This is a genomic window from Vibrio cortegadensis (assembly GCF_024347395.1).
Classification (GTDB): Bacteria; Pseudomonadota; Gammaproteobacteria; order Enterobacterales; family Vibrionaceae; genus Vibrio; species Vibrio cortegadensis.
This window is the reverse complement of record NZ_AP025472.1, coordinates 1446422-1469405: the sequence shown is the minus strand read 5'-3', so window position 1 is coordinate 1469405 and position 22984 is coordinate 1446422. Positions and strand designations below refer to the sequence as shown.

At 42.4% G+C, this 22984-nt stretch carries 25 protein-coding genes and 1 tRNA gene; 2 read left to right on the top strand and 24 right to left on the bottom strand.

From position 1 onward, the window contains the following. Window positions 1–196 precede the first annotated feature (196 nt). The 21 genes from OCV39_RS07090 to OCV39_RS06990 all read right to left on the bottom strand — a co-directional run bounded on the left by OCV39_RS07090 (window position 197) and on the right by OCV39_RS06990 (window position 19245). Window positions 197–273 (bottom strand) — tRNA-Val (locus tag OCV39_RS07090). 253 nt (window positions 274–526) lie between these two features. After that, window positions 527–1414 (bottom strand): metal ABC transporter substrate-binding protein, encoded by an 888-nt coding sequence (locus tag OCV39_RS07085; protein ID WP_261889488.1) that lies wholly within the window; start codon window positions 1412–1414, stop codon window positions 527–529. 2 nt (window positions 1415–1416) lie between these two features. Next, the gene (locus tag OCV39_RS07080; RefSeq protein ID WP_113795655.1) at window positions 1417–2292 is read right to left on the bottom strand and encodes a metal ABC transporter permease; all 876 of its coding nucleotides are present in this window, start codon (window positions 2290–2292) and stop codon (window positions 1417–1419) included. Further along, window positions 2292–3086: a metal ABC transporter ATP-binding protein gene (locus OCV39_RS07075; protein ID WP_261889413.1), complete on the bottom strand. Its 795-nt coding sequence runs from the start codon at window positions 3084–3086 to the stop codon at window positions 2292–2294. Before OCV39_RS07075 ends, OCV39_RS07080 begins: the two co-directional genes overlap by 1 nt. Then, window positions 3083–4051 carry a metal ABC transporter solute-binding protein, Zn/Mn family gene (locus OCV39_RS07070; RefSeq protein ID WP_261889412.1) on the bottom strand — a complete coding sequence of 323 codons (969 nt, stop codon included), beginning with the start codon at window positions 4049–4051 and terminating at the stop codon, window positions 3083–3085. Before OCV39_RS07070 ends, OCV39_RS07075 begins: the two co-directional genes overlap by 4 nt. An 8-nt stretch (window positions 4052–4059) precedes the next feature. Next, window positions 4060–4710: a DUF6162 family protein gene (locus tag OCV39_RS07065; protein WP_261889411.1), complete on the bottom strand. Its 651-nt coding sequence runs from the start codon at window positions 4708–4710 to the stop codon at window positions 4060–4062. Next, window positions 4707–5024 (bottom strand): hypothetical protein, encoded by a 318-nt coding sequence (locus OCV39_RS07060; protein ID WP_136994578.1) that lies wholly within the window; start codon window positions 5022–5024, stop codon window positions 4707–4709. The genes OCV39_RS07065 and OCV39_RS07060 overlap by 4 nt, the downstream gene beginning before the upstream one ends. 82 nt (window positions 5025–5106) lie before the next feature. Then, window positions 5107–5940 (bottom strand): DUF4198 domain-containing protein, encoded by an 834-nt coding sequence (locus OCV39_RS07055; RefSeq protein WP_261889410.1) that lies wholly within the window; start codon window positions 5938–5940, stop codon window positions 5107–5109. Between the two features lie 101 nt (window positions 5941–6041). Further along, window positions 6042–6602 carry a DUF2271 domain-containing protein gene (locus tag OCV39_RS07050; RefSeq protein ID WP_261889409.1) on the bottom strand — a complete coding sequence of 187 codons (561 nt, stop codon included), beginning with the start codon at window positions 6600–6602 and terminating at the stop codon, window positions 6042–6044. 84 nt (window positions 6603–6686) lie between these two features. Continuing rightward, complete coding sequence (locus tag OCV39_RS07045; RefSeq protein ID WP_171756689.1) at window positions 6687–7316, bottom strand: PepSY-associated TM helix domain-containing protein; 630 nt, start codon at window positions 7314–7316, stop codon at window positions 6687–6689. Window positions 7317–7589: 273 nt separating this feature from the next. Further along, on the bottom strand, window positions 7590–8843 hold the full coding sequence (locus OCV39_RS07040; RefSeq protein WP_261889408.1) for a tetratricopeptide repeat protein: 1254 nt from the start codon (window positions 8841–8843) through the stop codon (window positions 7590–7592). Beyond that, the gene (locus OCV39_RS07035) at window positions 8843–9463 is read right to left on the bottom strand and encodes an energy transducer TonB (protein WP_261889407.1); all 621 of its coding nucleotides are present in this window, start codon (window positions 9461–9463) and stop codon (window positions 8843–8845) included. Before OCV39_RS07035 ends, OCV39_RS07040 begins: the two co-directional genes overlap by 1 nt. Beyond that, the gene (locus OCV39_RS07030) at window positions 9463–9867 is read right to left on the bottom strand and encodes an ExbD/TolR family protein (RefSeq protein WP_017052261.1); all 405 of its coding nucleotides are present in this window, start codon (window positions 9865–9867) and stop codon (window positions 9463–9465) included. The genes OCV39_RS07035 and OCV39_RS07030 overlap by 1 nt, the downstream gene beginning before the upstream one ends. After that, window positions 9864–10415 (bottom strand): MotA/TolQ/ExbB proton channel family protein, encoded by a 552-nt coding sequence (locus tag OCV39_RS07025; protein WP_261889406.1) that lies wholly within the window; start codon window positions 10413–10415, stop codon window positions 9864–9866. The genes OCV39_RS07030 and OCV39_RS07025 overlap by 4 nt, the downstream gene beginning before the upstream one ends. After that, a complete protein-coding gene (locus OCV39_RS07020) occupies window positions 10415–11803 on the bottom strand; it encodes a MotA/TolQ/ExbB proton channel family protein (RefSeq protein WP_390903239.1) in 1389 nt (462 codons plus the stop codon). Before OCV39_RS07020 ends, OCV39_RS07025 begins: the two co-directional genes overlap by 1 nt. Window position 11804: 1 nt before the next feature. Beyond that, window positions 11805–12668, bottom strand: coding sequence for a DUF3450 domain-containing protein (locus OCV39_RS07015; RefSeq protein ID WP_261889405.1), 864 nt, complete (start codon window positions 12666–12668; stop codon window positions 11805–11807). 226 nt (window positions 12669–12894) lie between these two features. After that, window positions 12895–15024 carry a TonB-dependent siderophore receptor gene (locus OCV39_RS07010; RefSeq protein WP_261889404.1) on the bottom strand — a complete coding sequence of 710 codons (2130 nt, stop codon included), beginning with the start codon at window positions 15022–15024 and terminating at the stop codon, window positions 12895–12897. A 177-nt stretch (window positions 15025–15201) separates the two neighbouring features. Then, entirely contained in the window at window positions 15202–16611 is a 1410-nt protein-coding gene (locus tag OCV39_RS07005) for a sensor histidine kinase (RefSeq protein ID WP_261889403.1), read from the bottom strand. After that, a complete protein-coding gene (locus OCV39_RS07000; protein WP_261889402.1) occupies window positions 16608–17273 on the bottom strand; it encodes a response regulator transcription factor in 666 nt (221 codons plus the stop codon). The genes OCV39_RS07005 and OCV39_RS07000 overlap by 4 nt, the downstream gene beginning before the upstream one ends. Before the next feature lie 105 nt (window positions 17274–17378). Continuing rightward, window positions 17379–18185 carry a hypothetical protein gene (locus OCV39_RS06995; RefSeq protein WP_017052268.1) on the bottom strand — a complete coding sequence of 269 codons (807 nt, stop codon included), beginning with the start codon at window positions 18183–18185 and terminating at the stop codon, window positions 17379–17381. A 394-nt stretch (window positions 18186–18579) separates the two neighbouring features. Beyond that, complete coding sequence (locus tag OCV39_RS06990; RefSeq protein WP_017052269.1) at window positions 18580–19245, bottom strand: DUF2726 domain-containing protein; 666 nt, start codon at window positions 19243–19245, stop codon at window positions 18580–18582. Between the two features lie 368 nt (window positions 19246–19613). Between OCV39_RS06990 and OCV39_RS06985 the strand changes: the two genes are divergently transcribed. Beyond that, window positions 19614–19805, top strand: a complete 192-nt coding sequence (locus OCV39_RS06985; RefSeq protein WP_017052270.1) for a hypothetical protein — start codon at window positions 19614–19616, stop codon at window positions 19803–19805. A 169-nt stretch (window positions 19806–19974) separates the two neighbouring features. Further along, the gene (locus tag OCV39_RS06980; protein WP_017052271.1) at window positions 19975–20265 is read left to right on the top strand and encodes a hypothetical protein; all 291 of its coding nucleotides are present in this window, start codon (window positions 19975–19977) and stop codon (window positions 20263–20265) included. Here OCV39_RS06980 and OCV39_RS06975 read toward each other — a convergent pair whose 3' ends face one another. From OCV39_RS06975 to OCV39_RS06965, 3 genes are all read right to left on the bottom strand, one after another. Beyond that, window positions 20266–21090, bottom strand: coding sequence for a substrate-binding periplasmic protein (locus tag OCV39_RS06975; RefSeq protein ID WP_017052272.1), 825 nt, complete (start codon window positions 21088–21090; stop codon window positions 20266–20268). It lies immediately after the preceding gene. A gap of 153 nt (window positions 21091–21243) precedes the next feature. Next, window positions 21244–21906 (bottom strand): maleylacetoacetate isomerase, encoded by a 663-nt coding sequence (gene maiA / locus OCV39_RS06970; protein WP_261889401.1) that lies wholly within the window; start codon window positions 21904–21906, stop codon window positions 21244–21246. Window positions 21907–21951: 45 nt separating this feature from the next. Beyond that, window positions 21952–22974: a fumarylacetoacetate hydrolase family protein gene (locus OCV39_RS06965; protein ID WP_261889400.1), complete on the bottom strand. Its 1023-nt coding sequence runs from the start codon at window positions 22972–22974 to the stop codon at window positions 21952–21954. Between the last annotated feature and the right edge of the window lie 10 nt (window positions 22975–22984).

Genomic DNA, 22984 nt, shown 5'->3' with positions numbered 1-22984 from the left:
TATGACGATTAAGTATTAGAAAAGCATTAGTAATTGTGATGAGTATCGCGCAATTTCGACCAGCTGATTGGAAATAAACAATGTTTGAGACTAAATTGATCCGCAAAGCAAACCACAACAGTTAGCTAAGCATCTGATAAAACAAGGAATTACAGGCACAAAAAAGCCCACACTAGGTGGGCTATTTCGTCGAATTTGGTGCCCGCTACTGGACTCGAACCAGTGACACCTTGCATGTCATGCAAGTACTCTAACCAACTGAGCTAAGCGGGCTTTCCCTTGGGAACGAGATAGATAATAGCGACTGTTCCCTATCCGTGCAAGCATAAATTCACAGTTTTTGATCGTTTGCTGAAATCATCGCCAACTTGACCATTTATCATTCAAATCATCGTGTTAGAGCAATATCAAATGTGATTTAACTCTCATAAATATTCAGTCAATACTTTGAAAAAGAGCGACCTCACGTTTAAATCGAAGTTAGACAACCATAATGTCACATTCACAAACAAAGAATTTCCTGTGACTAATGTGTGGTTGGTATCATCCACCGCTCCAATGGATTTTCGACGCTAATTCCGGCACGCCCCCAACGATCAACAGTATCAATCTGCAAAATACGGTTATCTGGCACCAACTTCCGCAGTTTTTTTGATGGTTTGGAAGAGGTTAATATCCATAAGTTCGGATCCTCTTTGATGCTGCGCTCTATTATTTGCTCCTCAGCTTTAGTCCATTCCAACTCGGCTTTCGTTAAACGATCGACGACAAACAGTTGATTACCTGAAGCAAAATCTTCGAGTGACGATGAAAGTAAAAGAACTGAATCAATCTCCGAATCAATTAATGTCTTTTGTTGGGCATTAATAAGGTGCCTCACCGATAACATAAATTGTTGATGATTCTTCTCTATTTGGTTCGCTTTTTCTGGCCATAATCGTTTGAGGTCATCACTTACGATTGCGGACATTCGATTCAAGTTAGTTGGGTTTAACCACGAATATTTAGATACCTCTCCATCGGGCAAGGTTAACGCGGCTACGCCTTGAGACCTTGGGGAGATGGCTTGCGATGCATCGATTTCAACGAGACGGATGTTCCCTTGACGAGCCAATTTAAACAATGGTTCTTGTCGCCAAATAGCACTAAGAGTGATGGCGACACTGGCGGGTTTCGCCTGCTGTAGTACTTGATCTTGCCCTTTCCCAGCGAACCAATTGGGTAGCCTCTCTATCCCATAACGCTTAGGTGGCAAGTATGTGGTGGTTATGCTGGTATCTTTAGTTAACTCTGTTGCAAGCATATAAGTAACGGGAGTTGCTGTGAGAATATCGGCAGCAAGGAGGTTTGGGCTTAGTAATGCACTCATCAGAGCCAAACTCGTAGTGATTGCCCCAATCATTTTACGTTTCATCATTACGCCTTTTTCGCTATTCGGTAGACAGTTGCACTTAAAAAGAAGCTTGCCGAGACGATAATAATCGATGCTCCAGAAGGGACAGGCAATTCAAGTTCCATTGGTAATACAGTACCGACAACGCAAGCGATTGTTGCTAAACCTCCGGACAATAGAACAAAGCTCCCCATTCTTTTTGTAAGTAAACGAGCCGTTGCGCCTGGAATAAGCAGCAGAGCGCCAACTAATACCGCTCCAACAATTTTTACTGATGCGATCGTCACTAGCGTAATCATTATCACGAACAAGTAGTCATAAAAATTCGTGTTATAACCACGCACTCTTGCAATATCAGGGCTGATGCAGGTCAACAAGATTCGGTTAAAGGTTGGGATGAGCAGTAGAGTGATCACCAAGCAGCATATCGCAAGGACAATAATGTCTTGATCCGTCACGGTTAGAATAGAGCCAAACAGCACGTTCTCTAACATATGTATATTAATCTTCCTTGCGACATACATTAATAAAGCGGCACCCACAGCCAGAGCTAAGGCAAGAAAGACGCCGACTAATGTGTCATATGGCACGTTGGTACGATTACGGACAAAGTGAAGTAACAAGGCAAAAATCATACAAAAACTAAACAGACCTATAATAGGATTTTCGGCGGGCTCTCCAAGCAATACTCCAAGCGCAATACCCGTTAAAGCCGCATGGCCCACCGCTTCAGAGAAAAAGGCTAAACGCTTTGCAATCACCAACGTGCCCAAACCACCTAATAATGGCCCTAACAAGAATGCAGCAACCACTGCATTAACCATGAATGCATACGAAAAACTGTTACTGAGCCAACCATTTTCAACAGCCATTTGTGCAAGTTGTCGTAACCACTCCATTACGCCACCTCTTTTTGGTTCGTCGTTTTTGAATCATCTGAAGGTATTGCTATTTCAGGGGCGCTGTAATGATTAAACAATCGCTCAATCTTTTCAGGTTGCAGTACCTCTTGATAACTTCCACTATCGACCAAGTATCGATTCACCACATGAACTTGCGCTTCTAAACGTCTTACTGCTGAGACATCATGATGTACTGCAAGCACGGTTTTCCCATCCGCCACATATTCATGAATCAAAGACTCTAGGTAGCGAACCCCCTGCTCGTCCATCCCTGTGGTTGGTTCATCTAAAACTAATAATTGCGGATCATCGAGCAACGCTTGGGCGAACAAAACGCGCTGCTGTTCTCCACCGGAAAGCTGCCCCATTCGGCGATCTGCTCGACCCGCCATTCCAACGCGATCTAACTGCTCTAGTGCATGTGCGGTATGCTTTCGGTTACGCTTCCAAAACAGTGGCGAACGAGTTTGATTAAGCAGAATGAAATCCATCACCGTTAATGGCAGACTTGATTCAAACATCGCTTTTTGTGGCACGTAACCTATCTTGCCAATTTGCTCTGGCCACTGGATATCAATGTGTCCTTTAAAAGGCGTAAAACCCAAAATCGAACGTAATAGAGATGTCTTACCTCCGCCATTCGGGCCCATGATTACATGACTCTTTCCTGCATCAAGTGACAAATTAATCTGCTCTAAGATCACATTATCGTCATAACTTAATCCAACCTGTTTGAGTTCAATCTTTGGCCCTTGAGATGGGTATTTTTTAGCATTGAGATCCTGCATCATGATTTATCTCTCGCAGCCGCAAACTTCATCGCTTCAATTAATGTTTGTAAGTTCTTTTTCATTTCGACTTCGACTTTGTCGTCTTCATACGGCCCATGGGTCATATGGGAAAAACGATAGAGTTGAACCCCAGTCGCCTGCTCAATGGTATCGACAAAACGATTTGGCATATTCAATTCATAGAAAAGCACATCGATATCGGATGCTTTGATCTTTTCGATCGTATCTTGTAGCTGGCTAGCACTCGGTTCTACGCCGTGAGCAGGCTCAATCACTGCTTCAACATCCACACCAAATTCCTGTAGGATATAGCCGTATGCATTGTGTGTTGTGGCCACTTTCATTCCAGCCGTATCAAGCTCTCCAAGTGATAACATTGCTTCGCGCTTCATCAAGCGGAACATCTTTGCGTATTTACGTGCATTTTTACGATAGAAGCTTGCGTTCTCAGGATCGATTTTCGATAGCTCACTGGCGATGGTGTACACCTTCTGAATGGTGGTCGACAGGCCTACAAAAGTATGTGGGTTTACCGCACCTTTACCGACAGATTGTCCCATCGCAGGCAGTAACGGCACGTCTTGGTTTGCTTTCAACACCACAAGATCGGTTCGATTGGCAGCATCGATGACTTTAAGAGCAAAATCATCATGTCCGATACCATTAATTACGATGACATCCATCTGCGCGAGTCGGCGCAAGTCATTAGGTTGTGGCAAGTAATTATGTGGATTGAACCCTGCATCAACCAAAGGAAGAATCGTTGCTCTGTCACCAACAACGGCTTTTACATAGCTGTAATAAGGCTGAAGTGTGATACCGATGGTTAGTTTTTGAGATACAGCTTGTTTTTCAGATATAGCTAGATTTTGTATATCAGTTTCAGTGGCAGCATTTGCATTAATGACTGAACACAGCCCTGCTATCAATATCAGGACGCGACGGTAAAGTGATTGGTTCATCATTAGCACTCTTAATGTGTTTCTGTGGATACGGTAAACGCAACTTGTTTCCAGCGTTTATCGAGTAAAATTTGTAAACTGATCGAGCCGTCAATATCAAGTAAAGAGGCTTCATTCGCTAGCCATATATCAGGGCTTGAAAGTTGAGTATTGAGAACAACATTGGCAGCGCCATCACTTGCTACTCTTCGCCCGAAATAGAATCCATTGCCTAGATTCGACCAATGGTGTTCACCTTTCCTTACCCAGCTTTTATCGTGCACAAATGGTGCAATCCAGTTTTCTTCTAATTCTCTGACCGATGGCGAAAATGCGAGCACTTTTCTGCTAGAGGCGTTTGATAGATCACGATTACCTTGATGTTGTTCACTACTATTTAGCGGCTGTTCGCGATTACTTAGCTGCTCGTTGTTAATCGATACAGCATCAAGCCGTAAATCTTTGATCTCTTCAAACGCAAGGCGTAATTCAGCAATCATCGCAAGATCATCTTGATGTAAGTCCTTCACCGAGATTTGATGTGACTCTAAGCCATACTGTTTACTGGATTGTTGATGAAATGGAATTGCGATCGTTGCAACAAGCAAAATTACTGCAATGATGCCTCCAACCCAACGACCTTCACTGCTGCCAGTATTCGATTTAACGGTTTGCACTATCATTTTTGTGAAATCTCAACGACATCAACCTCTACTGGGTTTTCATGGCCCGAATCAAACACTAAGTAGAAATCGGTTTGTGGGTGACTAAATTGTGCAATTGAGCGTTTATCGGTGGTCGCTTTAGCAATTAAATTATCGTCGTAGTCGAACATATCAACGTTATAATCTACAGCCTTGCTTCCATCGCTATAGCCCGCTTCACAAAGCACGTAATCTGCTTCTAACCAGCAACTCATTAACGGAAAGTGCGCAAAAGCAGAAGATGAGAAACATAACGCAATGAACGCGCCAATCAGAGAGCAATTTTTTTTCATAAAGATCTTTTCGGTGATGAGAACTAAACAAGGATTAATGCATGACCACTAATCCTTTATTTGTAAATAGAGTGGGTTAGACTTACGGCAATAGAGCTTCAAAGGTTAAATGGACATTGGTACTCGCTTTTTCAGCCATCACATTATCGATCAACTCACCTTTGTAATTCGCTTTCATTACGTATCGACCTGCAACATTAGGGTTGAATGTAATGCGCCCTTGTTCATCACTGGTCACGTCAATCTGTTCCTGATGATTGCGGTAAAGCGTTCCTTCGCGAGTGATCTCAGCGACGACGCCAATTTGAGGTTGACCGTTATAGAAAAATTGAAATTCAACGTCTTCACCAGCCACGATGTCAGCGGGATGAGTAATGGGTTTCATCTCAAGTAGCTTGCCTTCAATTTCAAATACAGAAGAACTTGGCTTTCCTACGGTGATGTAACTTTCTGCACGAGTAAAGCTAAGCTGTGTACTCACGTCACGAGCTTTCTCTGGCAGCAATTGATCACGTTCCGCTTTGCTTGCTTTAAGCCACTTAACCGTGTCTCGACGGCCAGCTTTGTATTGAGTGTAATAAGTCGGGGTGTTATTGATCTGAACTTTATGCGTGCCTTGCTCTTCAAAATAGAAATCGAAAATTGAACGGCGTTTTCCTCTAATGACAAAGTTAGGGCGCTCTTTTCTACCGTCTGGCATGACGACTTGTGCCGACTCGCTGCCCGCAGGTTTATCAAACACAAAAGTGCCATGAGACGCGGTCACGTCAAACGTTAGCCAGTCGCCTCCCTCTTTTGACACGGTAAAGTGTGACGGTAAAACCCAACGTGGGTGCGCGTTAGCTGTCGTTGCGGCGGCCATACCAACCGCCATCACACTGGCAAGTAGGGCAACTTTCAGTTTCGTAGTTTTCATTCTGATTAAATCCATAAATTGAGGTTTATTTAAATTAATGACTGTTGGTTTTTGTTTTTATTTCCAGGCTTCTTATTTATAGGTTTCTTAGTTATAGGTTCCTACTGAGGCCGATAATGAATGTCGATTAACCCAGTCTCTTCTGTTGGCTGGATTTGGTATGAATTCGCGCTATTCCCCAGTTCTAATTTCTGACGTAGATAGTTCCGCCCACCATGCTCGCGCACGACTTCAATGTGGAAGGTGTAATTACCTTGCGCGACCTTCTGTCCGGCGTCGTTAGTACCGTCCCATACAAATCGATAATCACCAGCAGGACGAGTGGCCGATGTCACTGCATCAACAAGCGATTTATCGTAACGCCCTACCTTTCTCCACCAACTGCGTAAGTCTTTCAGCCATTCGTCTTTACCGACCCAAAGTTGAACCGTTTTTACTGATTTTCTTTGATCATTTTCAATCCAAACTGCAACGTATGGTCGAGCATATGTCGTGGTCTTAATGGTCGGAATTTGTAAACGGATATCCACTTTTGCGCTTTCATGAACCAGTTGTTCTGTCACTCCATCGCCTGATGCTGCATGAGTGAATATGGGTAAAATTAATGCCGCAATAACAAGTACTGGTTTTGCCCATGCGAGTGTTCGCCTGTTATGTTTCATGAGTTTCTCAATCGTTGGATTAATGGTTTTTACTACATTGCCTGCGACGCTAAACATCAATGAATAGCGAGAACAGCAATCAGATTAAGGGACGGCAAGATAGAAGATGCTTAACGTGATAATCGATCCAAATGCAGTCCATTTAAGTGAGGTGTTCAATGTCTTCTTCTTTGGCAGCAGCAGACAAACCCCAGTTAATACAAAGAAGATCATCAGCAGTGCAGTAATGTCGATAAACCACTTCCAAACTTCTCCGCTATTACGGCCTTTATGTAGGTCATTGAGCAGGGCGACAACTCCATAATTTGTTGACTCTATTTCCGCCTCACCCGTCAACAGATCAATGTAAACGCTAGCGTTGTACCCAGGTCCTTTAAAATCGAGAGACGCTTCTCCTTCAATTAGCTCCCCTGCTTCAACACTCGTAAACACATCTAAGTTTGATGGCGAACCATGTAACCCCAAATTTGATGTTAAAAAGTCGATTAACTCATCTTCATTTGGCTCATAACCATCATGTGAGGCTTTTAGTATTTCATTGGGGATGATCGCCGTCTGCTGCTTGATATTTGGCTGACTACTTTCAAACCATTCTGGTCGATTCAGCGTGATTCCGGTTACTGAAAAAAACAGTACAATCAACAATAAGGCCATTGAAATATAGATATGTAATCGACGGGCCCAGATTTGAACGCCTTTTCTTTTTAACAACATGAATGGTTAACTGATATAAATAGGATGGACCGCAATGTAATTGATAATGGTTTTCATTGGCATTCAATTTACATTATTTACGTTCACTTACACTAGTGTGACCTACCTAATGAGATTGCCCCTAGTAAGACAAAATAAAAAATCCCCATAATCAGAGACTATGGGGATTGTTATAGGGTCTATGGAGATTGGGATTTAGTACTCAAGTTCTTTTAAATCTGGACGTCAAATAAAGCTAAGAAAACAGAACCAAGCTAGACAGGACGAAATAAACTAGGAGGATTTTGAATCCGATACCACTCTCAACTGAGTCAGATATTTCATCCAATTTTTTGCTTCACTGGAAGGTTCAATATTATCCGCTCTCTTTGCATTGGCTAACGCTTTGTCGAGCTTATTCAATTTGTAATAAACACGCACTTTCGCCAGCGCTACATCAGCTTTTCGCTCCTTTTCAGTGACTTTATCTAACTCCGTTAATGCACGCTGATAGTGTCCCTCTTGCACCAATAATTGTGCAACTTGCCAGTGATATTTAGGCTCAAGCTTAGCCGCAAGCGACCACGTAGAAATCGCATGTTGCCACTCTTTTGCTTGTTGCCAATAAGCGGCCTGTTGACTCAGCAAGGTGACATCTGATTCTGCATCAGCCAGTTCACTCAATATTTGAGCAGCGCGTTCCGGTACGCCTCTTTTCGAATAGAGTTGAGACAATAAAATCAGATCTTGTTGTGACAACGCAACGCCTTGCAATTTAGCTAACGCCAGCGAATCTAACGCTGAATCCGTTTTGTTCAATTTAAGTTGAAGCCCAACAAGCTGTCTCCACCAGCTCACTTTATTAGGCTGTAAATGGATGAGTTGCTCTAAGGTTGGAATCGCATCCTTCCAACGCTTAAGTTGCATCTGCGCTCCGAGTTTTAATGATAGAGATGAAAACTTATCCGTCAGTTCATTAGTGTCAGCATTCGTATCTTTGTTGTCTGAAAGAGCTCCTGTATGGGCGTTAACTCGATTGCTGCGATCAAACTTACTAATTGAAACCAGCACCCTTTCCCATTGAGATAACTGGTAATAACTCTGTGCAACTCGCAGCCACAACTCCGCGCCTTTTTTGTCATCTGGTCGTGTTTTCAATAATTCATAATAATGGGAAATTGCTTTCTCAAAGTGCTGTTGACTCAATAAAATATCAGCAAGCATACGCCTAGTGACCCACGCTTGAGCGTCTTCAAGTAACTGGCTGTTTACCGCGAACGTGAGCTGTTCAATCGCCAGTTCCTCTTGCTCATTTTGCCAATAGAACACTCCCAGCATCCGCGCTACAAACGCTTTATCGTAATCTCGATTGATCTCTAAATCATTTAGAGTACCAATCGCTTCCGATAGTTTTTCATCTTGCTGGAGTTGATGCGCTCGCTGTACGCGATTTGCAGTGTACTGACTGAGTTCCGCAGAAATCCCCATCGGTACAACCAAAAACTGAACCCAAAATGCAGTAAGAAAAAGCTTAAATACTCGTTTCATTATTTATCCATTTTAAATTCTATTCTAACGGTCTGTCCTAACTGCTCAACAGATTGACCATCAACAATTTTAGGTTGATACTTCCACTTCCTAAGCGCTCTCCTTGCTGAACGATCAAACATTCGTGCAGGTTTAGCACTCGTGATTTTTATGCCCGTAGGTCGGCCTGTTTTGTCGATAGTAAATTCCATCTCAACAAAACCTTCCACCTTACGTTTTTTTGCTTTTTCTGGATAACGTGGCTCCACTCGGTACAGTGGCATCGCTTTTTGATTGGATCCAAAATCACCAAATGTCGGCATATTGATCGCTAATCCATTGGCGACGGTGTTAAGTCCTAAATCTGGCAGTGACAATTTCGGATTACTAACGGTGGCCTCTGCTTTAGCCTGATTCATTGCTGATTTAGGCGGCATTTCTGGCGCTTTAGGCTGCTCTGGCACACTTCGCTTTCTACGCTGTAACGCTTCTTCTTGTTCTATCATCAACATATTAAAACTGAGCGTTTCAGCTTGCTCCGGTGTCCGTTGGTGACCGCTGTCTACCATCCAAGCCATAAAGGTGAATAGCCCAATCGAAATCGCTACCGCAAACGGCAACGCCATGAGTAAACGTAGCATTAGAGCTTCTCCGCCGCCAACGCGATACTCTTCACGCCAGCACCTTTTGCAGCATCCATCACTTTGACTACCGTGCCGTTATACGCATGTTCATCCGCTTGGATCACCAACGACGCTTCAGGTTGTTCTAATAATAAGTGTTCCAGTGTTGCTTCTACTCGTTCAGCGTCCACCAGTCGTTTATCAATATAAATATCGTTCGCAGAGGTGATGGCGACAAAAATTCCGGCCTCTTTCTGACTGGTCACGTTTGAAGCTTGCGGGCGATTAACGTCAACCCCCGACTCTCTAACAAATGAGCTTGTCACAATAAAAAAGATCAGCATGATAAAGACGATATCTAACATAGAAGTCAGATCGATTTGTGCTTCTTCATTTTTTACGTGACGTCTACCGAGCCTCATTTCTGACTCCTTAAAGATTTTTCTAATTTCAATTCAGACAAGTTGCAGACCTTTGCCAAACGCGCATGTACAAACATTCCCGCTAATGCAGCGACCATTCCAGCCATTGTCGGCAATGTCGCGAGTGAGATACCTGACGCCATCAATTTTGGGTTACTACTGCCTTGAGTCGCCATTACATCAAATACTGAAATCATACCCGTCACAGTTCCAAGCAAACCAAGCATGGGGCAGATCGCCACCAAGAGTTTGATCATATTCAGATTCTGATTGAGTGCGATATGCGCTTGAGACACCCAGCCATCTCGTATTGCATGAGCATGCCACGAGTGATGGTCTTCCCTTTGCGACCATTGTTTTTGAAGTGCTTTTCGTTGCTTAGGGAAATAGAACGCGAGGTAAATCACTCTCTCAATCACTAGTAACCAACAAATTCCAACGACTGCCGCTAACCACCATAGGATCTGCCCGCCCTGTTCCATAAAATGAGACAGAGCAAGTACCCAATCGTGGTTCTGGATAAACTCAGGAATTACAAAGCCATTCATTACGCTGCATTTCCAACAGAGTGAGCAATCGGAGCTTGAGGGTTTGTTTTTTCAGCTTGTTCAGCCACTAAGCCAATTCCTTGCTTCTCTAAAATAGTGCGTATGTTCTCTGCCTGAGAGCTCAATACGTTATGTGCAAGCAACAGTGGCATTGCAGCAACCAGACCAAGTACGGTCGTGATCAGTGCCATTGAAATGCCACCTGCCATCACCTTTGGATCGCCGTTACCAAACTGAGTAATCACTTGGAACGTCTCAATCATGCCTGTTACTGTACCTAGCAGACCAAGCATTGGTGCTAAAGCCGCCAATAGTTTCAGCATTGATAAACCCGTCTCTAACCCTTGCTGCTCATCAACAACGGCTTCTAGCAATCTAAGTTCTAGCGCTTCAACACTACGATTTTGCTCACCATCGTATACGGCTAGAATTCGACCTAGTGGGTTATCTCCAGCTTGTGTTGGGTTCTTCAGTTGTCGCTTAATTTTTTGTTGTGCGATGAGTAATGCGACACCACGATACAGAGCGATAATCAAACCGACTCCAAGTAGACCTAAAATGATTTTGCCAACCACACCACCCGCTTGAATGCGGTCTTTAAAGCTTGGAGTATTCGCCAATTGTTCGAGCATTACGCCACGTGATGGATCAACAACGATATATTGAATACCACCATCTCGAAGAGTTGAAACAGTCGAAAGTGTCGGTCCATTGTCTGGCTGTTTTAAGTAGTGAGTGGCGGTTTGACGCTTGCCATTCCAATTCATGTAACCTTGTTCGCCTATCAGACCAAATACACCTAATCGTGCTGCCGCGACTTCTGAACGTTCCCCGTCACCATTAATATAGGTAATGCTTGTTTGTCCAAGTTCGCCACTGGCACGGATCTGTTCGACCATGCTTAACCACAGCCCAGTCAATTGAGTCATTGATGGTAGTGATTGAGCATCCACAATATCGGTAATGGTTTGCGAATATCTCGCTGCGTCCGCTTGAGTGATAGACGAATCAAGTTCTCGTTTTAAATCCTTTGCCGATTGCCTGACAACACCAAACAGCTCACCTAGGCTACCTGCATCCAGACGTAATGTTTCTTCCAATTTTGCCAATCGGTTTTCATTCGCACTAAACTGGGTTGATAATTTATCCGTTTCAGCTTGGAGTTGCTTACGTTTAGCCAACAACTCATTTTTCTGTTGTTGGAATGTTTGTTCAGTCTGCTTAAAACCTTTTTCACGTTGAACGTTATGTGATTTTTGCTGGGTATTTTCGATTTTAGCTTGGTGAACGAGAGCATCCGTAGCCATAGCGTTGTGACAGAAAAGAACCAGTGATAGCCCTAGCACTCGAAGGCTAGAAAATGTTGACGTTAGAGATACATTGATCATCTTAATTTATCTCCGAATTACTTGCTGTCACATTGGTTTTTATCATGTTGGCTTGGTTTTTTATCATATTAGCTTGCGAACGAGAGGAGGTATGCAAATTTAGCTGTTGAGCATTCGATACAGACACTGGCAGCGTAATCAGACTTGGAGCCGCCTGTTTTGAAGCGATATCATACGCTTTGTCTAAATCGCTATTAACCGATGCGTCGAGAAGTTGCCACTGCTTTTCTGTTTGATCCCAAGCCCAAAATTGATCGCCTTTAAGGTTGCGGGCCACCAGCGAAACACGACCTAAATAGAGAATGTCGGCATCAATCACTTGCTTAGACGCGAGCATAACCTGCCCTTGGTAGCTGCCTAATTTGGTGCCGTAGTCCATTTCAATTTGGTAGGCTTCTAAGATTCGACGATATTTTTCAGCATCACTCACATTCGCTCGACTCATCATGGTTTTGAGCTTAGTGAGCCGCTCTATGCGTAACTCCGGCTTAATCGGCCTATCGTTTGTAATAATCTGTTCTAGACCATCAATCATTTTATACATCAATGGCACCACGCCCTGACGTGTATGCTTAATCTCTTCAATTTGAACATTCAAACTGTCCGCTTCTTGGTTCTGGTTATCGACCAAGGCTGATAGATGATTTCGGTACACCTCAAGGTTATCAACCTCTTCTTGAAGTTGTTCTATTTCAGCTTTTAAATTCAGTGTCATTTGAGCACTTTGATCGATCTTTTTCTGGCTGATAGCAGAAGCGGCATTTGTTTTACTTTCAATAGAACGCGCCGTATCCAAACTGTTCGCTTGTACGGGGGTAACACTCGCGGCGATGATAAGCATTAAACTGGTTTTAAAATGATTCATAGTTGTAGTCAATTGTGTGAAAAGAGAACCAAACAGACGTTAATCTATAACGATGTTCATTGGCTAATGAGTACTGCTCAAACCTATTGATAACAATACCCATTATCAATACCATCCATTTTGCATGATGATGTAAACTCTTGCAAAATTTATAACCTAAGAAAGGGAAAGTATGACCTTTCCCCTCAATTAGTATTTTACTGCACTAAATGGCTAAACCCCATTATCAGTATTTAACTTGTAACGTTGCCATGTAGTTGCGACCTTCACCGACAACGACACCACTTGTGCTACCGCCTTCTAGGTAGTCGGTATCAAATAGGTTTTCAACGTTAAATCGAGCAACGAAATCAAGATTTTCATCGTACTTAACGGTATGTGAAACACCCATGTCGACACGAGTATACGCATCTTTCTTAAAGGTGTTAGCGCTTTCCGTGTAGCGCTCACCTACGTGGTAAACACCTAAGTTCACGTCTGTGCCATTATTGAACGCATAAGTTGACCAAATACTTGCTGTAAATTCAGGAACATCAGCAGGCGTCTTACCATTCAAGTCAGGATCATTTTTGTATTCAGCATCTAAGAACATCGTTGATGCGCTTACCGACAAAGAATCCATAACGAAACCTGTTGCCGAGAGTTCAACACCAGTATGTACTTGTTCACCAACTTGCGTCGTGATCTGGTCTTTTCCATTGATTGGGGTATCAAAATCTTCCGTCACTTGCATGTTCGATTGAGTGATTTGGAACAGCGCACCAGAAACAAACAGGCGTTCATCAAACAGATCCCATTTTGAACCTACCTCGTAAAGCGTGCCTTTTTTTGCATCTTGGCTATCACCAAAATTCACATCATCTTGGTTAGTGATTTCACCAACAGGCTGAAAACTTTCTGAGTAAACCGCGTAGATAGACCCATTTTCAGCTGGAGAGTATATTAATCCAAGCTTTGGAAGAACATTGTTGTAACTCTCTTTTTTGCCGCTGCTGCTTTCTGTTTTGTCATGCGCAAAACGGACACCCGCTAGAACTTGCCATTGATCATTAAAGCTGACTAGATCCTGAACGTAAACACCATAATGTTTGCTTTGAGAGTGCGATTCTGTTGTATCGTTGCGGTAGCTGATGTCTGATGGTTTATCGAAACCATTGCCACACTCGTTGATCGCTTCCGCTTCTGTTCCGTTAACACAGGTATACCCGGCTTCGTACAAACGCTTGTAATCGTAGTGAAGACCGTTTGCACCCACAAGTAATCGGTGATTCACACCTAGTGCATCAAAATCACCGGTGAAATCAACATAAGCGGTATCGAATGTCCACTCATCATGTCGATCTGATACCTTGTAACCGAATTGATTATTGCCCGCACCACGGACGGAGTTGTTCGATTCTGTTCGTTGGCGCTCATAAAACTGACGGCTGATTCCACTCTTAACTGACCATTGATCATTTAAGTTTGCTGTAATGGCGGCACCATAGTTGGCAACATCATTATCAGTACGAGCAAAACGTTGATCATTTACGATTGAAGGGTCAATCACCTTACCTGTTGTGGTATCAATTTTTGAGCCATTGTCTAAGTCTCCAAGCTCTTGAGTACGATCGTAATGAACAGATAGCATCGTATCTTCATTAATGTCGTAATCAACAAATAGACCACCGACGAAACGCTCAGTTTCAACATCAGTTCCGTCAAAACGTGTACGCCATGAGTCCTGGTTTTCTTGAGATACAATCACACGAGCACGCAATGTCTGATCTTCATTGAGTGAACCACTTACATCTGCAACCGTTCGTGTGTAATTGTCTGAACCGATGTCTTGGCTCACATTCACTTGAGTTTCATACGTTGGTTTCTTAGCAATCATATTGACTAAGCCACCCGGAGTCGATTCACCATACAGTAGACCTGCAGGGCCTTTTAATACTTCTACACGTTCAAGCAATTCAACTGGCTGGCGGTAGTGAGACCAGTGTTGTACACCGTCACGCAAGTAGCTTGCGCCACTATCTAATGAGAAACCACGTAAGTTAAAACGCTCGCGGTTGGTTGATTTTGAACCCGCTGAAATTGAAGCATCATTTTTAAGGACTTCACCTAACGTACTCGCGCGTTGTTCATCAATAACTTGTTCGTCAATGACACTAACTTGTCCTGGCGTTTCTAACTGAGTCATCTCCATGCGCATTGCAGTAGAGTTCGTATCAGCTTTGTAGCCGTAATCGTGTCCTGTAACCACTAGCTTTTCATCAACGTCTGTCTTTGTTACTTCTGTACTTGCTACACCACTTGGTGCTGCGAGAACCGCGCCGATTATTAATGCCAAATGGCTCTTTGAAAATGTCATCCTACACTCCGAATATTTTAGGTGAGCCTCTATTTGAGCTCTGTTTCAACCGTTGCCGGTGTCCTTGTTTGATTTCGGAGGTGAATATAAGTGATAATTATTATTATTTGCATTAAATTTACATTCTTTGCGTTTGTAAATTTATGTAAAGGATTGCTGAGGCAGCAAAAACAGATATTAATGAGAATACTTAAAATAGAGACTGATTTTTAAACCACCTGTGATTTCACTATTTTCTGCCACGATCTTACCGTCCATTAAGTTCATTGCCTCTTTCACAATCGCTAAGCCTAAACCATAACCTCCTGACTGCTTATCTCTCGCAGACTCAAGGCGAGTGAATGGATCAAAAATAGACTTTAATTGATGCTTAGGAATACCAGGTCCGTCATCCTCGACCGTCACAACCACAAAATTTTGCATGCCAGTTTGAAGCTTACTTTTGTCAGCAGTAAAAGCATTACTCACCGACACTTGAATCACCGCATCTTGTCCTGCATATTTAATCGCATTTCCAATCAAGTTTTTTAATATTCGCAGTAACAGACGGGCATCGGCGTTGATCATTGGTGTTTGGTTATTCAAGTGAGTCTGGATCTGTTGATTCCCAATTAACTCCATTTTGCTTTGACTGGCTTGAATTTCACAATAGCTTTCAAGTTGTAACGGTAGGTATTCCGCATCGTATTGCGAATTCTCCAAGCGGCTGAACTGTAAGATCTCCCCTATCAGATCATCCATCTCGTTAATTTCAGTCTCTAACCGAGTGATTAAATGCTGCTCGCTGTCTTGTGATTTCTTACGTAACAAGTGTAACGCCAAATTTTGCCTAGCCAACGGTGTGCGAAGTTCATGGGACACATCTCTAATGAGTCTTCGCTGTTTTTCCGCTAATGAGTGTATCTTCTGCGTCATGTGATCAAAATCAGTGGCAAGCTCGTGGAATTCTGTGGTTTTAGAGTTCAGCTCATTAACCACACTAACGGAAAAGTCACCTTGGGATAACCGACGGCTCGCCTCTCTTAACCTATCGAGCGGTTGCTGAAGAAAGCGCAGCATGATACCGGTAAACAGAGTCAGAATCACAAAAGCGATCACTACTTTGATTAAGGTAAAATAGTAGACAAAATTTTTGGCTGGATGAACTTGATGAGGCAACTGGATAACCAACGTATTTCCATTTTCAAGCGGTAGGCCGATCAAAGGACGGTTGACTCTATCGTCCAACTGAACATCGATCGTACGCAAATAGCGAAGCTTGAATTCAAAATGCGGGTGCATACTTCGATGAGTAATCGGACGTTTATTGTCATCAATAATAAACAGATAATAGGGCTGTGCATTCGCCCAATCCGCTAACTCATCCATATCGCCTTCATTGATAAGTATGTTCGCTTGATAGGCCAAATCCTGCATATCGCGTTTTACTTCTGCAGGAATTTTTAGCAATGCTTTCACTAGAGCTTTCTCTGCAAGCGTTTGAACCACTAAGATCGATATCAGTATTGCCGCTAAGTAGCCAAATAATTTAAACGCTAAACCTGAACGATGCTGCTTAAGTGTTAATGCCATACCACTTAATGTCATGAGCCAGCCACCTCTAAGTAGCTATAACCCCTTCCTCTGATGGTTTTAATGTGCTGCTTAGATAAACCCGCTTGAACTATCTTGCGTCGAATGTTGCTGATATGCATATCTAAATTTCGATCGAACGGGCTCAACTCTTTCTTTAATACATTTTTTTGTAGATCCGCTTTTGAAACAATGACGCCACTGTTATTGATGAGATAATCCAATAATTCTGATTCAGTGCCCGTTAATGGAATACGAGCGAGTTGATCCGCAATTTTCGACGGTACTGAACTCAGGCTCTGCCTCTGGCGCTCTAAACCGACTCGACGCAAAATCACTTTGATTCGAGTGAGCAGCTCAGGCACTTTGAATGGTTTTGCAATGTATTGATCAGCTCCGGCTTGGTAACCATCGAGCATTGACGCTTCATCGTTCAGCGCGGTTAACATTAAAATCGGAGTAGCAAAGCGTTGGCAAATTCTTCGCGCGACTTGCAGGCCGTTCAGGTTTGGTAGCATGACATCGAGTAGAACCAGATCAACGGGATGAGATTGAATGAACTCTAGTGCGCTCTCACCACAATGAACAGAGCTGACATCATAACCTTCTTCGATTAAGACTTCGGTGAGTAATTCACACAGTTGTACATCGTCATCGACAACCAAGATAGAAGACATAATTAAACCACATCGTAATAAAAATGGTTCGCATTCTAATCTTGAGGTTTACAGATAGCAATATGATCTCAATAAATCGATCAATTATTCGCGTTACTGACTCGATTATTGACGGCTGACTGGGCTATCTGATGAAAGTGGGATGATACGACGAGAATCTAGATTGAGAGCATCGAAGTCATCGCTCCAATGTTTTTCTATCAAAGCATTCATCAAACCTGTTTCTTTAGCTCGCACTAAGGCTTTTTCAATAAGCTCTCTATGCACTGAGGCCCCTTCACTCAGATAGAATTGAAAATCTCGGTGATACTCAAGTAACAAATACTGTTCGATATCGAGTGCGGGATTAAATTTGGCTTCTCCTACTACTTCATTTACGCCTCTTGGAAAATAGTTCACTTCTCCGTCAACAGATAGAGAACCATATAGGTTTCGCCACTCTCCATCTTGCAAGAAAACATTGAGTTGATTTTGATGCCACACTTCAACATCAAACCAATTAATACCTAGACCTGCAATTAAACCAGAACGCTGTAAATCTTTAAGGTCATAAATATGTTCGTAGGCCTCTTGCGCCCCTTTAGGAATGAGTAATACGCGCTTACCGATAAGACCTGACGTCAGTGGGACTCTTACAGGGGTCAGTTGAGCATCTCGTCTATCTGTTTGAATCAACCACATTAATGAGAGCTGATTTTTCCTAACCATTTTTACCGCACGTTTTTGGGGGATATGTTTATCAGGAGTGATGATATTTAATTGGACGTCAACATCATTCAGAGCTTGAGTGAGAAGATCATGAAAGTAAGCATGACCACCATCTTTTTGTGACGGTAACGCTAACGTGAGTGATGACTGTTCTGCGAACACAGAACAACTAAACAATAAAGCAGCACTCCCAATCCATCGCATAGCCTCTCCTTTACTGTTATCGGAAGATATCACAACTAAAGTAGTTTCATTCTATGACCTCGACGCTCTTACTTCTAATCTTTAGCCTCAGACTTTACTTGAGCCAGCCATTGATCGTAGTAGTACGAAGCGGAAGCCATAAACTTTAGGATGACCATTAAACTATAGATGTAAAAAGAGAAAGTGACTCAGGTTTCTTAGTTACGAAGATGAATGAATATTGCGAGGATGAATGAACATACTGCGCCACATAGATGATGGCGCAATGGCCGAAAGCTTTTGAATTGCCGGTTTTGAGTAGTAGTTATTCGAATCATAGCTGTTCGAGTATAGCTGTTTGAGACTAGCGGTTTGGATTGTAGCGTTTTAAGCTGTAAATAAAGAAATGAGTGACTTATTCTTCGCTATCCATTTCAAACACAACATTGTAGTTTTCAGTATAGGTACAATTTGGCTGACGACTACAAGTGAAGAAGCGGCGTCCTTTAAATTCGCCTTGGCTTGCCACTTTAATGATCATTGGGCTGCCACATTTTCGACAAAAACGAACCTCTTTTTCGGGTTCAATTAGATCAATATGCGCGGCCAGCAATCTCTTCAACCGACTCACTTGATAGCTATGGCGAACAGACGCCCCAATCAAAGGAATGTTTGCTGTCTTACAGACATGCATCAATAACTTTTCGCGTTCGGCTTTGCCTTTATTAAGCTCTTTGCCATTATCTAACGCGATGACGACTCGAATTTCCATTGAACGAGGATCACACACAACAAAGTCAAAGTAGCTACGTGAAATTTTGTTGTTTGCGATAAACCAATCTTTCTTATTTCGGGCTTTTGCTGGCGTCACAACACTAGACATATTGACCTTAGCAAACACGGCACCATGCTCACCAACGGCTGATTTTAAGGCGTTATAAAAGGCCCCTTCCTGCATATTAAGAAGGTTACTTTTCTTTTGATAATTATGATCTTTTGTATCATCCGACTTCACGACATATTTCTGAATGATGATAAAAAACAAAACAAGTACAGCAACAATTATAAATATATTAGTCATGATCCAACACTGCTTGTAAAACAAAAGCTTAATCGAGATTTTATGTTATCTAAGCGTATGTTTAAACGTACGTATTGGCAAGAAGAAACTCTTGAGAGCCAATAATACTTGGGTTTGAGATGATCCAAACATAGCTCAGAAACCACCTCCTAGAGTTTGCTAACGTGAGATAAAAATGAATATCGGCTTCTCATCGAAAATGGCTTCAATGCTATACCATCAACTTCATTTAAAATTATCCTTAAATAACAAAGAATTATATCTCATCAATTAGCCAAGGTCTTTATTGTTGATCTAGATCATTTTTGATGTTTTGCAGATGCATTATGGTTAAAAGTGTTAAGCAAATGTAATTAATAGGTGGCAATATGGAACTAAAACAAGACCCGAGATGCTATACGGATGTGTGCGTAAATGGTAAGTGGTTTCATTATGATCACTGTGGAACCAGAGCTTACATGCTTAAAGGTGGTGCTTCAGCAACAGTAGAGCTAGCAAAAGAGCCTTCAACAGAAACTGAGCTAATTGATATGCTCGAAAGTATGTCTCAAATGATCTAATTTTCAGATACTCTGAGCCAAAATTACTGAGGGGCTTCTGCTCCTTTTTATTTGCAATAAAGCGGCTAGATCTTCCCCTAGCCTTTCTCCTTATTTTTAAAAACCTTTTTATTGATTGTCTTCTCAATTGAGATAAAATCGCGCTCCCATTCGTTTAGGCAAGTTTTACATGACTCAGAACACCGCACTTACTCAGAAACCCGATCGCAAAACAGCAATGCTTAACATTATTACTGCGGTAAGAGCCGATTTTCCATTTGATGCACCTGAAGCTCAGATCTGTGGGGATACTTGTGTCGGTTGCCCACGCAAGTTAATTGAGCTGGTGGAAAGTGATGTATTGTACTGGGAGGCTCAACTTCAACGTGAAGAACTGCCCAATATGACGGAAATTAGACAGTTCGGTAAGTTATGCAAAAATGTGCGTCGTAGTTTAGTGAGAAACGGATTGATTACGTAGCTATTGATAGCGGTTCAAAATGGTTTGATAGTGGCTGACATCATCTTCATTATGTACTGACTTTAAAGCGTCTAAACCCGCTTGCAATGAATCGATAGTGTCATCATCAATATGTGTATTGAAGGCATAAAATAACTCACCTTCTTGTAAAATATAGACGGGTTCAAAATCACTCGCTTTGTAGCCACTCACTTGAATCCACCATTTTGCTACATTCTCTTCATATGCCCATAAATCAATCCGCCCTTTATGTAACTGTTCTGCCAACGTCACAGCATAAGAGCTCTCTTGCATCGAATCTCTTGGGATCCCATGACTGATCAGCAATTGTTCTCCTACGTCATCTCGTATCACGCCTATTTTAAACTGTGCTAAATCCAAGCTTTCATTAATTACAATTTCATTCGACTTTTTAGCCAATACCACAACTCTCGTTTTACTTATTGGGCCAACCCACTTAAACAATGTTTCCCTACTGGGCGTTCTTGTCATCGAAAACAGTGCCACATTCGGCTTCACAAGTGCATCACGATACGCTCTCGCCCAAGGTTGAATCGTAATGTCCTTATTGTTTAACACGACCCCAGAGTGATGCGCCGCTTCAATTAACAGGTCGACTGATATTCCTTTTACCACGCCATCTTCACTAAAGTTGTAAGGGGGATACTCTTCAGTTAGATAGTTTAAAGAAGATAATGAAGCCGCATTGGCAAACGTAACACTGAAAAGTAGCGTACTAAAAAGCCATTTTTTTACGCTCAACACCCTTAAAATCAGGGCATTTAATACGCCAATAATCAGCGTTAATCTTGATATGAGTAACATAATCACTCCAAATATATTTATATTATTATCATTAATAATGTAGGAGTGATTATAAAATTCGTCTAGCGGGGTCAGTACGATATCTTTAAGCTTTACCGCGATTCGCTTTACTCAGCAACTCGCTTTGCCGTAATCGTTATTTCTACCTCTTACTTATTCAGCATCAATTTGATTTTCAGGCATGGCATCAATGAATGCCGCTTGCTGATTACATCGTTCATAGATGCTTTCAATGGTAGGAAATGGCGTCATATCAACCCCAAAACGTATTGCGTTATACACTTGAGGTACAAGACAAATATCAGCGAGCGTGATCTCGTCACCAACGCAATACAAACCAGAGGAGTGTTTAAGTTTGGTTTCGAACGCTTCAAACCCAATGCCAATCCAATGTTTGTACCAGCTCTGCTTGTGCTCTGCTGTCATTTCGCACTCTTGCTCAAGATATTGAAGTACTCGCAGATTGTTGATGGGGTGAATATCAATGGCGACATCTTGTGCCAGCGCTTTAACGGTATAACGTTGTTCACCATTTGAAGGAATTAATGGATGACCACTATAGGTTTCATCTAAATAATCCATAATTGTCATTGATTGATTCAGAACGAGATCGCCATCTTTTAATACCGGAACAAGCTCGTTAGGATTCATTTCATGAAATGCCTCAGAATGCTGATCTCCCCCATTCTTAATCAGATGAACAGGGGTAGTTTGATAGTCTAATTGTTTCAAATTCAGCGCGATTCTGACTCGGTATGCCGCCGATGATCGCCAATAGCTATAAAGCATTATCGTCGTATTGTCTTTATTGTTCATATCGGCGGTATTCCCTAGCTTAAGTTTATATAAAGTAAGTTCACATTAAGACGGTTTATCATGACGAACGATGGTCTGCTCGATCGTACCAAACAAGTTATTCCCTTCAGAGTCATGCATCTCCATCTTTATACTGTCTCCAAACTTCATGAATTCAGTACTCGCTTGCCCATCACGAATAGTCTCTATCATCCTCACTTCAGCGATACATGAATATCCAACACCACCTTCAGAAATGGATGTTCCATACTGAGTCCCCTGCTTATTTGAAACCGTACCAGAACCAATAATCGCTCCACTTGCTAAGGGACGAGAGCGTGCGGCATGAACGATCAAGTCAGGAAATTCAAACGTCATATCGGTGCCAGCATTAGGGCATCCAAATAAATTGCCATTGAATGTGGACTCCAATGGCAACGATAATTTCCCACCATCCCATGCCTGCCCTAATTCATCGGGAGTCAGAGCTACAGGTGAAAATGCCGATGATGGTTTTGATTGAAAGAAGCCAAAACCTTTGCCTAATTCAGCAGGGATTAATCCACGTAGCGATACATCATTCACCAACATCACTAAACGGATACTCTCTTTTGCTTGTTTGATGGAAGCGCCCATTGGGACGTCACTAGTAATCACAGCGACTTCCGCTTCAAAATCTATTCCCCACTGTTCGCTTTCCACTGGAATATCATCTTGAGGACCAATAAAGGAGTCCGATCCACCTTGGTACATTAGTGGGTCCGTCCAAAAACTTGGTGGCATTTCAGCTCCGCGAGCCTTTCGTACTAACTCGACGTGATTGACGTATGCTGAGCCATCGGCCCATTGGTAAGCTCTTGGCAGCGGTGACTCACACTGTGACTGAATAAACTCCACAGCATCAGATAACTCACCCTTGTTCAGAGCTTGATAAAACTCGTCTAGCTGTGAGTAAACCTTATCCCAGTTATCCAGTGCATATTGTAAGGTTTGAGCAATATGAGTGGGCGCAATGCACTTGGTTAAATCTTTGCTTACAATGACTAATGCACCGTCTCTTGTTTCATCTTTGAGTGTGGCTAATTTCATTTTCTCCCTC

Bases quoted from the DNA above. Each gene is read 5' to 3' on its own strand.
- OCV39_RS07060 (WP_136994578.1), bottom strand. From the start codon at position 5,024: ATGAAAAAAAATTGCTCTCTGATTGGCGCGTTCATTGCGTTATGTTTC.
- OCV39_RS07085 (WP_261889488.1), bottom strand. From the start codon at position 1,414: ATGAAACGTAAAATGATTGGGGCAATCACTACGAGTTTGGCTCTGATG.
- OCV39_RS07040 (WP_261889408.1), bottom strand. From the start codon at position 8,843: ATGAAACGAGTATTTAAGCTTTTTCTTACTGCATTTTGGGTTCAGTTT.
- maiA (WP_261889401.1), bottom strand. From the start codon at position 21,906: ATGAACAATAAAGACAATACGACGATAATGCTTTATAGCTATTGGCGA.
- OCV39_RS07015 (WP_261889405.1), bottom strand. From the start codon at position 12,668: ATGAATCATTTTAAAACCAGTTTAATGCTTATCATCGCCGCGAGTGTT.
- OCV39_RS07065 (WP_261889411.1), bottom strand. From the start codon at position 4,710: ATGATAGTGCAAACCGTTAAATCGAATACTGGCAGCAGTGAAGGTCGT.
- OCV39_RS06965 (WP_261889400.1), bottom strand. From the start codon at position 22,974: ATGAAATTAGCCACACTCAAAGATGAAACAAGAGACGGTGCATTAGTC.
- OCV39_RS07005 (WP_261889403.1), bottom strand. From the start codon at position 16,611: ATGACATTAAGTGGTATGGCATTAACACTTAAGCAGCATCGTTCAGGT.
- OCV39_RS07055 (WP_261889410.1), bottom strand. From the start codon at position 5,940: ATGAAAACTACGAAACTGAAAGTTGCCCTACTTGCCAGTGTGATGGCG.
- OCV39_RS06980 (WP_017052271.1), top strand. From the start codon at position 19,975: ATGACTCAGAACACCGCACTTACTCAGAAACCCGATCGCAAAACAGCA.
- OCV39_RS06975 (WP_017052272.1), bottom strand. From the start codon at position 21,090: ATGTTACTCATATCAAGATTAACGCTGATTATTGGCGTATTAAATGCC.
- OCV39_RS07070 (WP_261889412.1), bottom strand. From the start codon at position 4,051: ATGATGAACCAATCACTTTACCGTCGCGTCCTGATATTGATAGCAGGG.
- OCV39_RS07080 (WP_113795655.1), bottom strand. From the start codon at position 2,292: ATGGAGTGGTTACGACAACTTGCACAAATGGCTGTTGAAAATGGTTGG.
- OCV39_RS06985 (WP_017052270.1), top strand. From the start codon at position 19,614: ATGGAACTAAAACAAGACCCGAGATGCTATACGGATGTGTGCGTAAAT.
- OCV39_RS06990 (WP_017052269.1), bottom strand. From the start codon at position 19,245: ATGACTAATATATTTATAATTGTTGCTGTACTTGTTTTGTTTTTTATC.
- OCV39_RS07025 (WP_261889406.1), bottom strand. From the start codon at position 10,415: ATGAATGGCTTTGTAATTCCTGAGTTTATCCAGAACCACGATTGGGTA.
- OCV39_RS07030 (WP_017052261.1), bottom strand. From the start codon at position 9,867: ATGAGGCTCGGTAGACGTCACGTAAAAAATGAAGAAGCACAAATCGAT.
- OCV39_RS07045 (WP_171756689.1), bottom strand. From the start codon at position 7,316: ATGTTGTTAAAAAGAAAAGGCGTTCAAATCTGGGCCCGTCGATTACAT.
- OCV39_RS07035 (WP_261889407.1), bottom strand. From the start codon at position 9,463: ATGCTACGTTTACTCATGGCGTTGCCGTTTGCGGTAGCGATTTCGATT.
- OCV39_RS07000 (WP_261889402.1), bottom strand. From the start codon at position 17,273: ATGTCTTCTATCTTGGTTGTCGATGACGATGTACAACTGTGTGAATTA.
- OCV39_RS07050 (WP_261889409.1), bottom strand. From the start codon at position 6,602: ATGAAACATAACAGGCGAACACTCGCATGGGCAAAACCAGTACTTGTT.
- OCV39_RS07010 (WP_261889404.1), bottom strand. From the start codon at position 15,024: ATGACATTTTCAAAGAGCCATTTGGCATTAATAATCGGCGCGGTTCTC.
- OCV39_RS07020 (WP_390903239.1), bottom strand. From the start codon at position 11,803: ATGATCAATGTATCTCTAACGTCAACATTTTCTAGCCTTCGAGTGCTA.
- OCV39_RS06995 (WP_017052268.1), bottom strand. From the start codon at position 18,185: ATGCGATGGATTGGGAGTGCTGCTTTATTGTTTAGTTGTTCTGTGTTC.
- OCV39_RS07075 (WP_261889413.1), bottom strand. From the start codon at position 3,086: ATGATGCAGGATCTCAATGCTAAAAAATACCCATCTCAAGGGCCAAAG.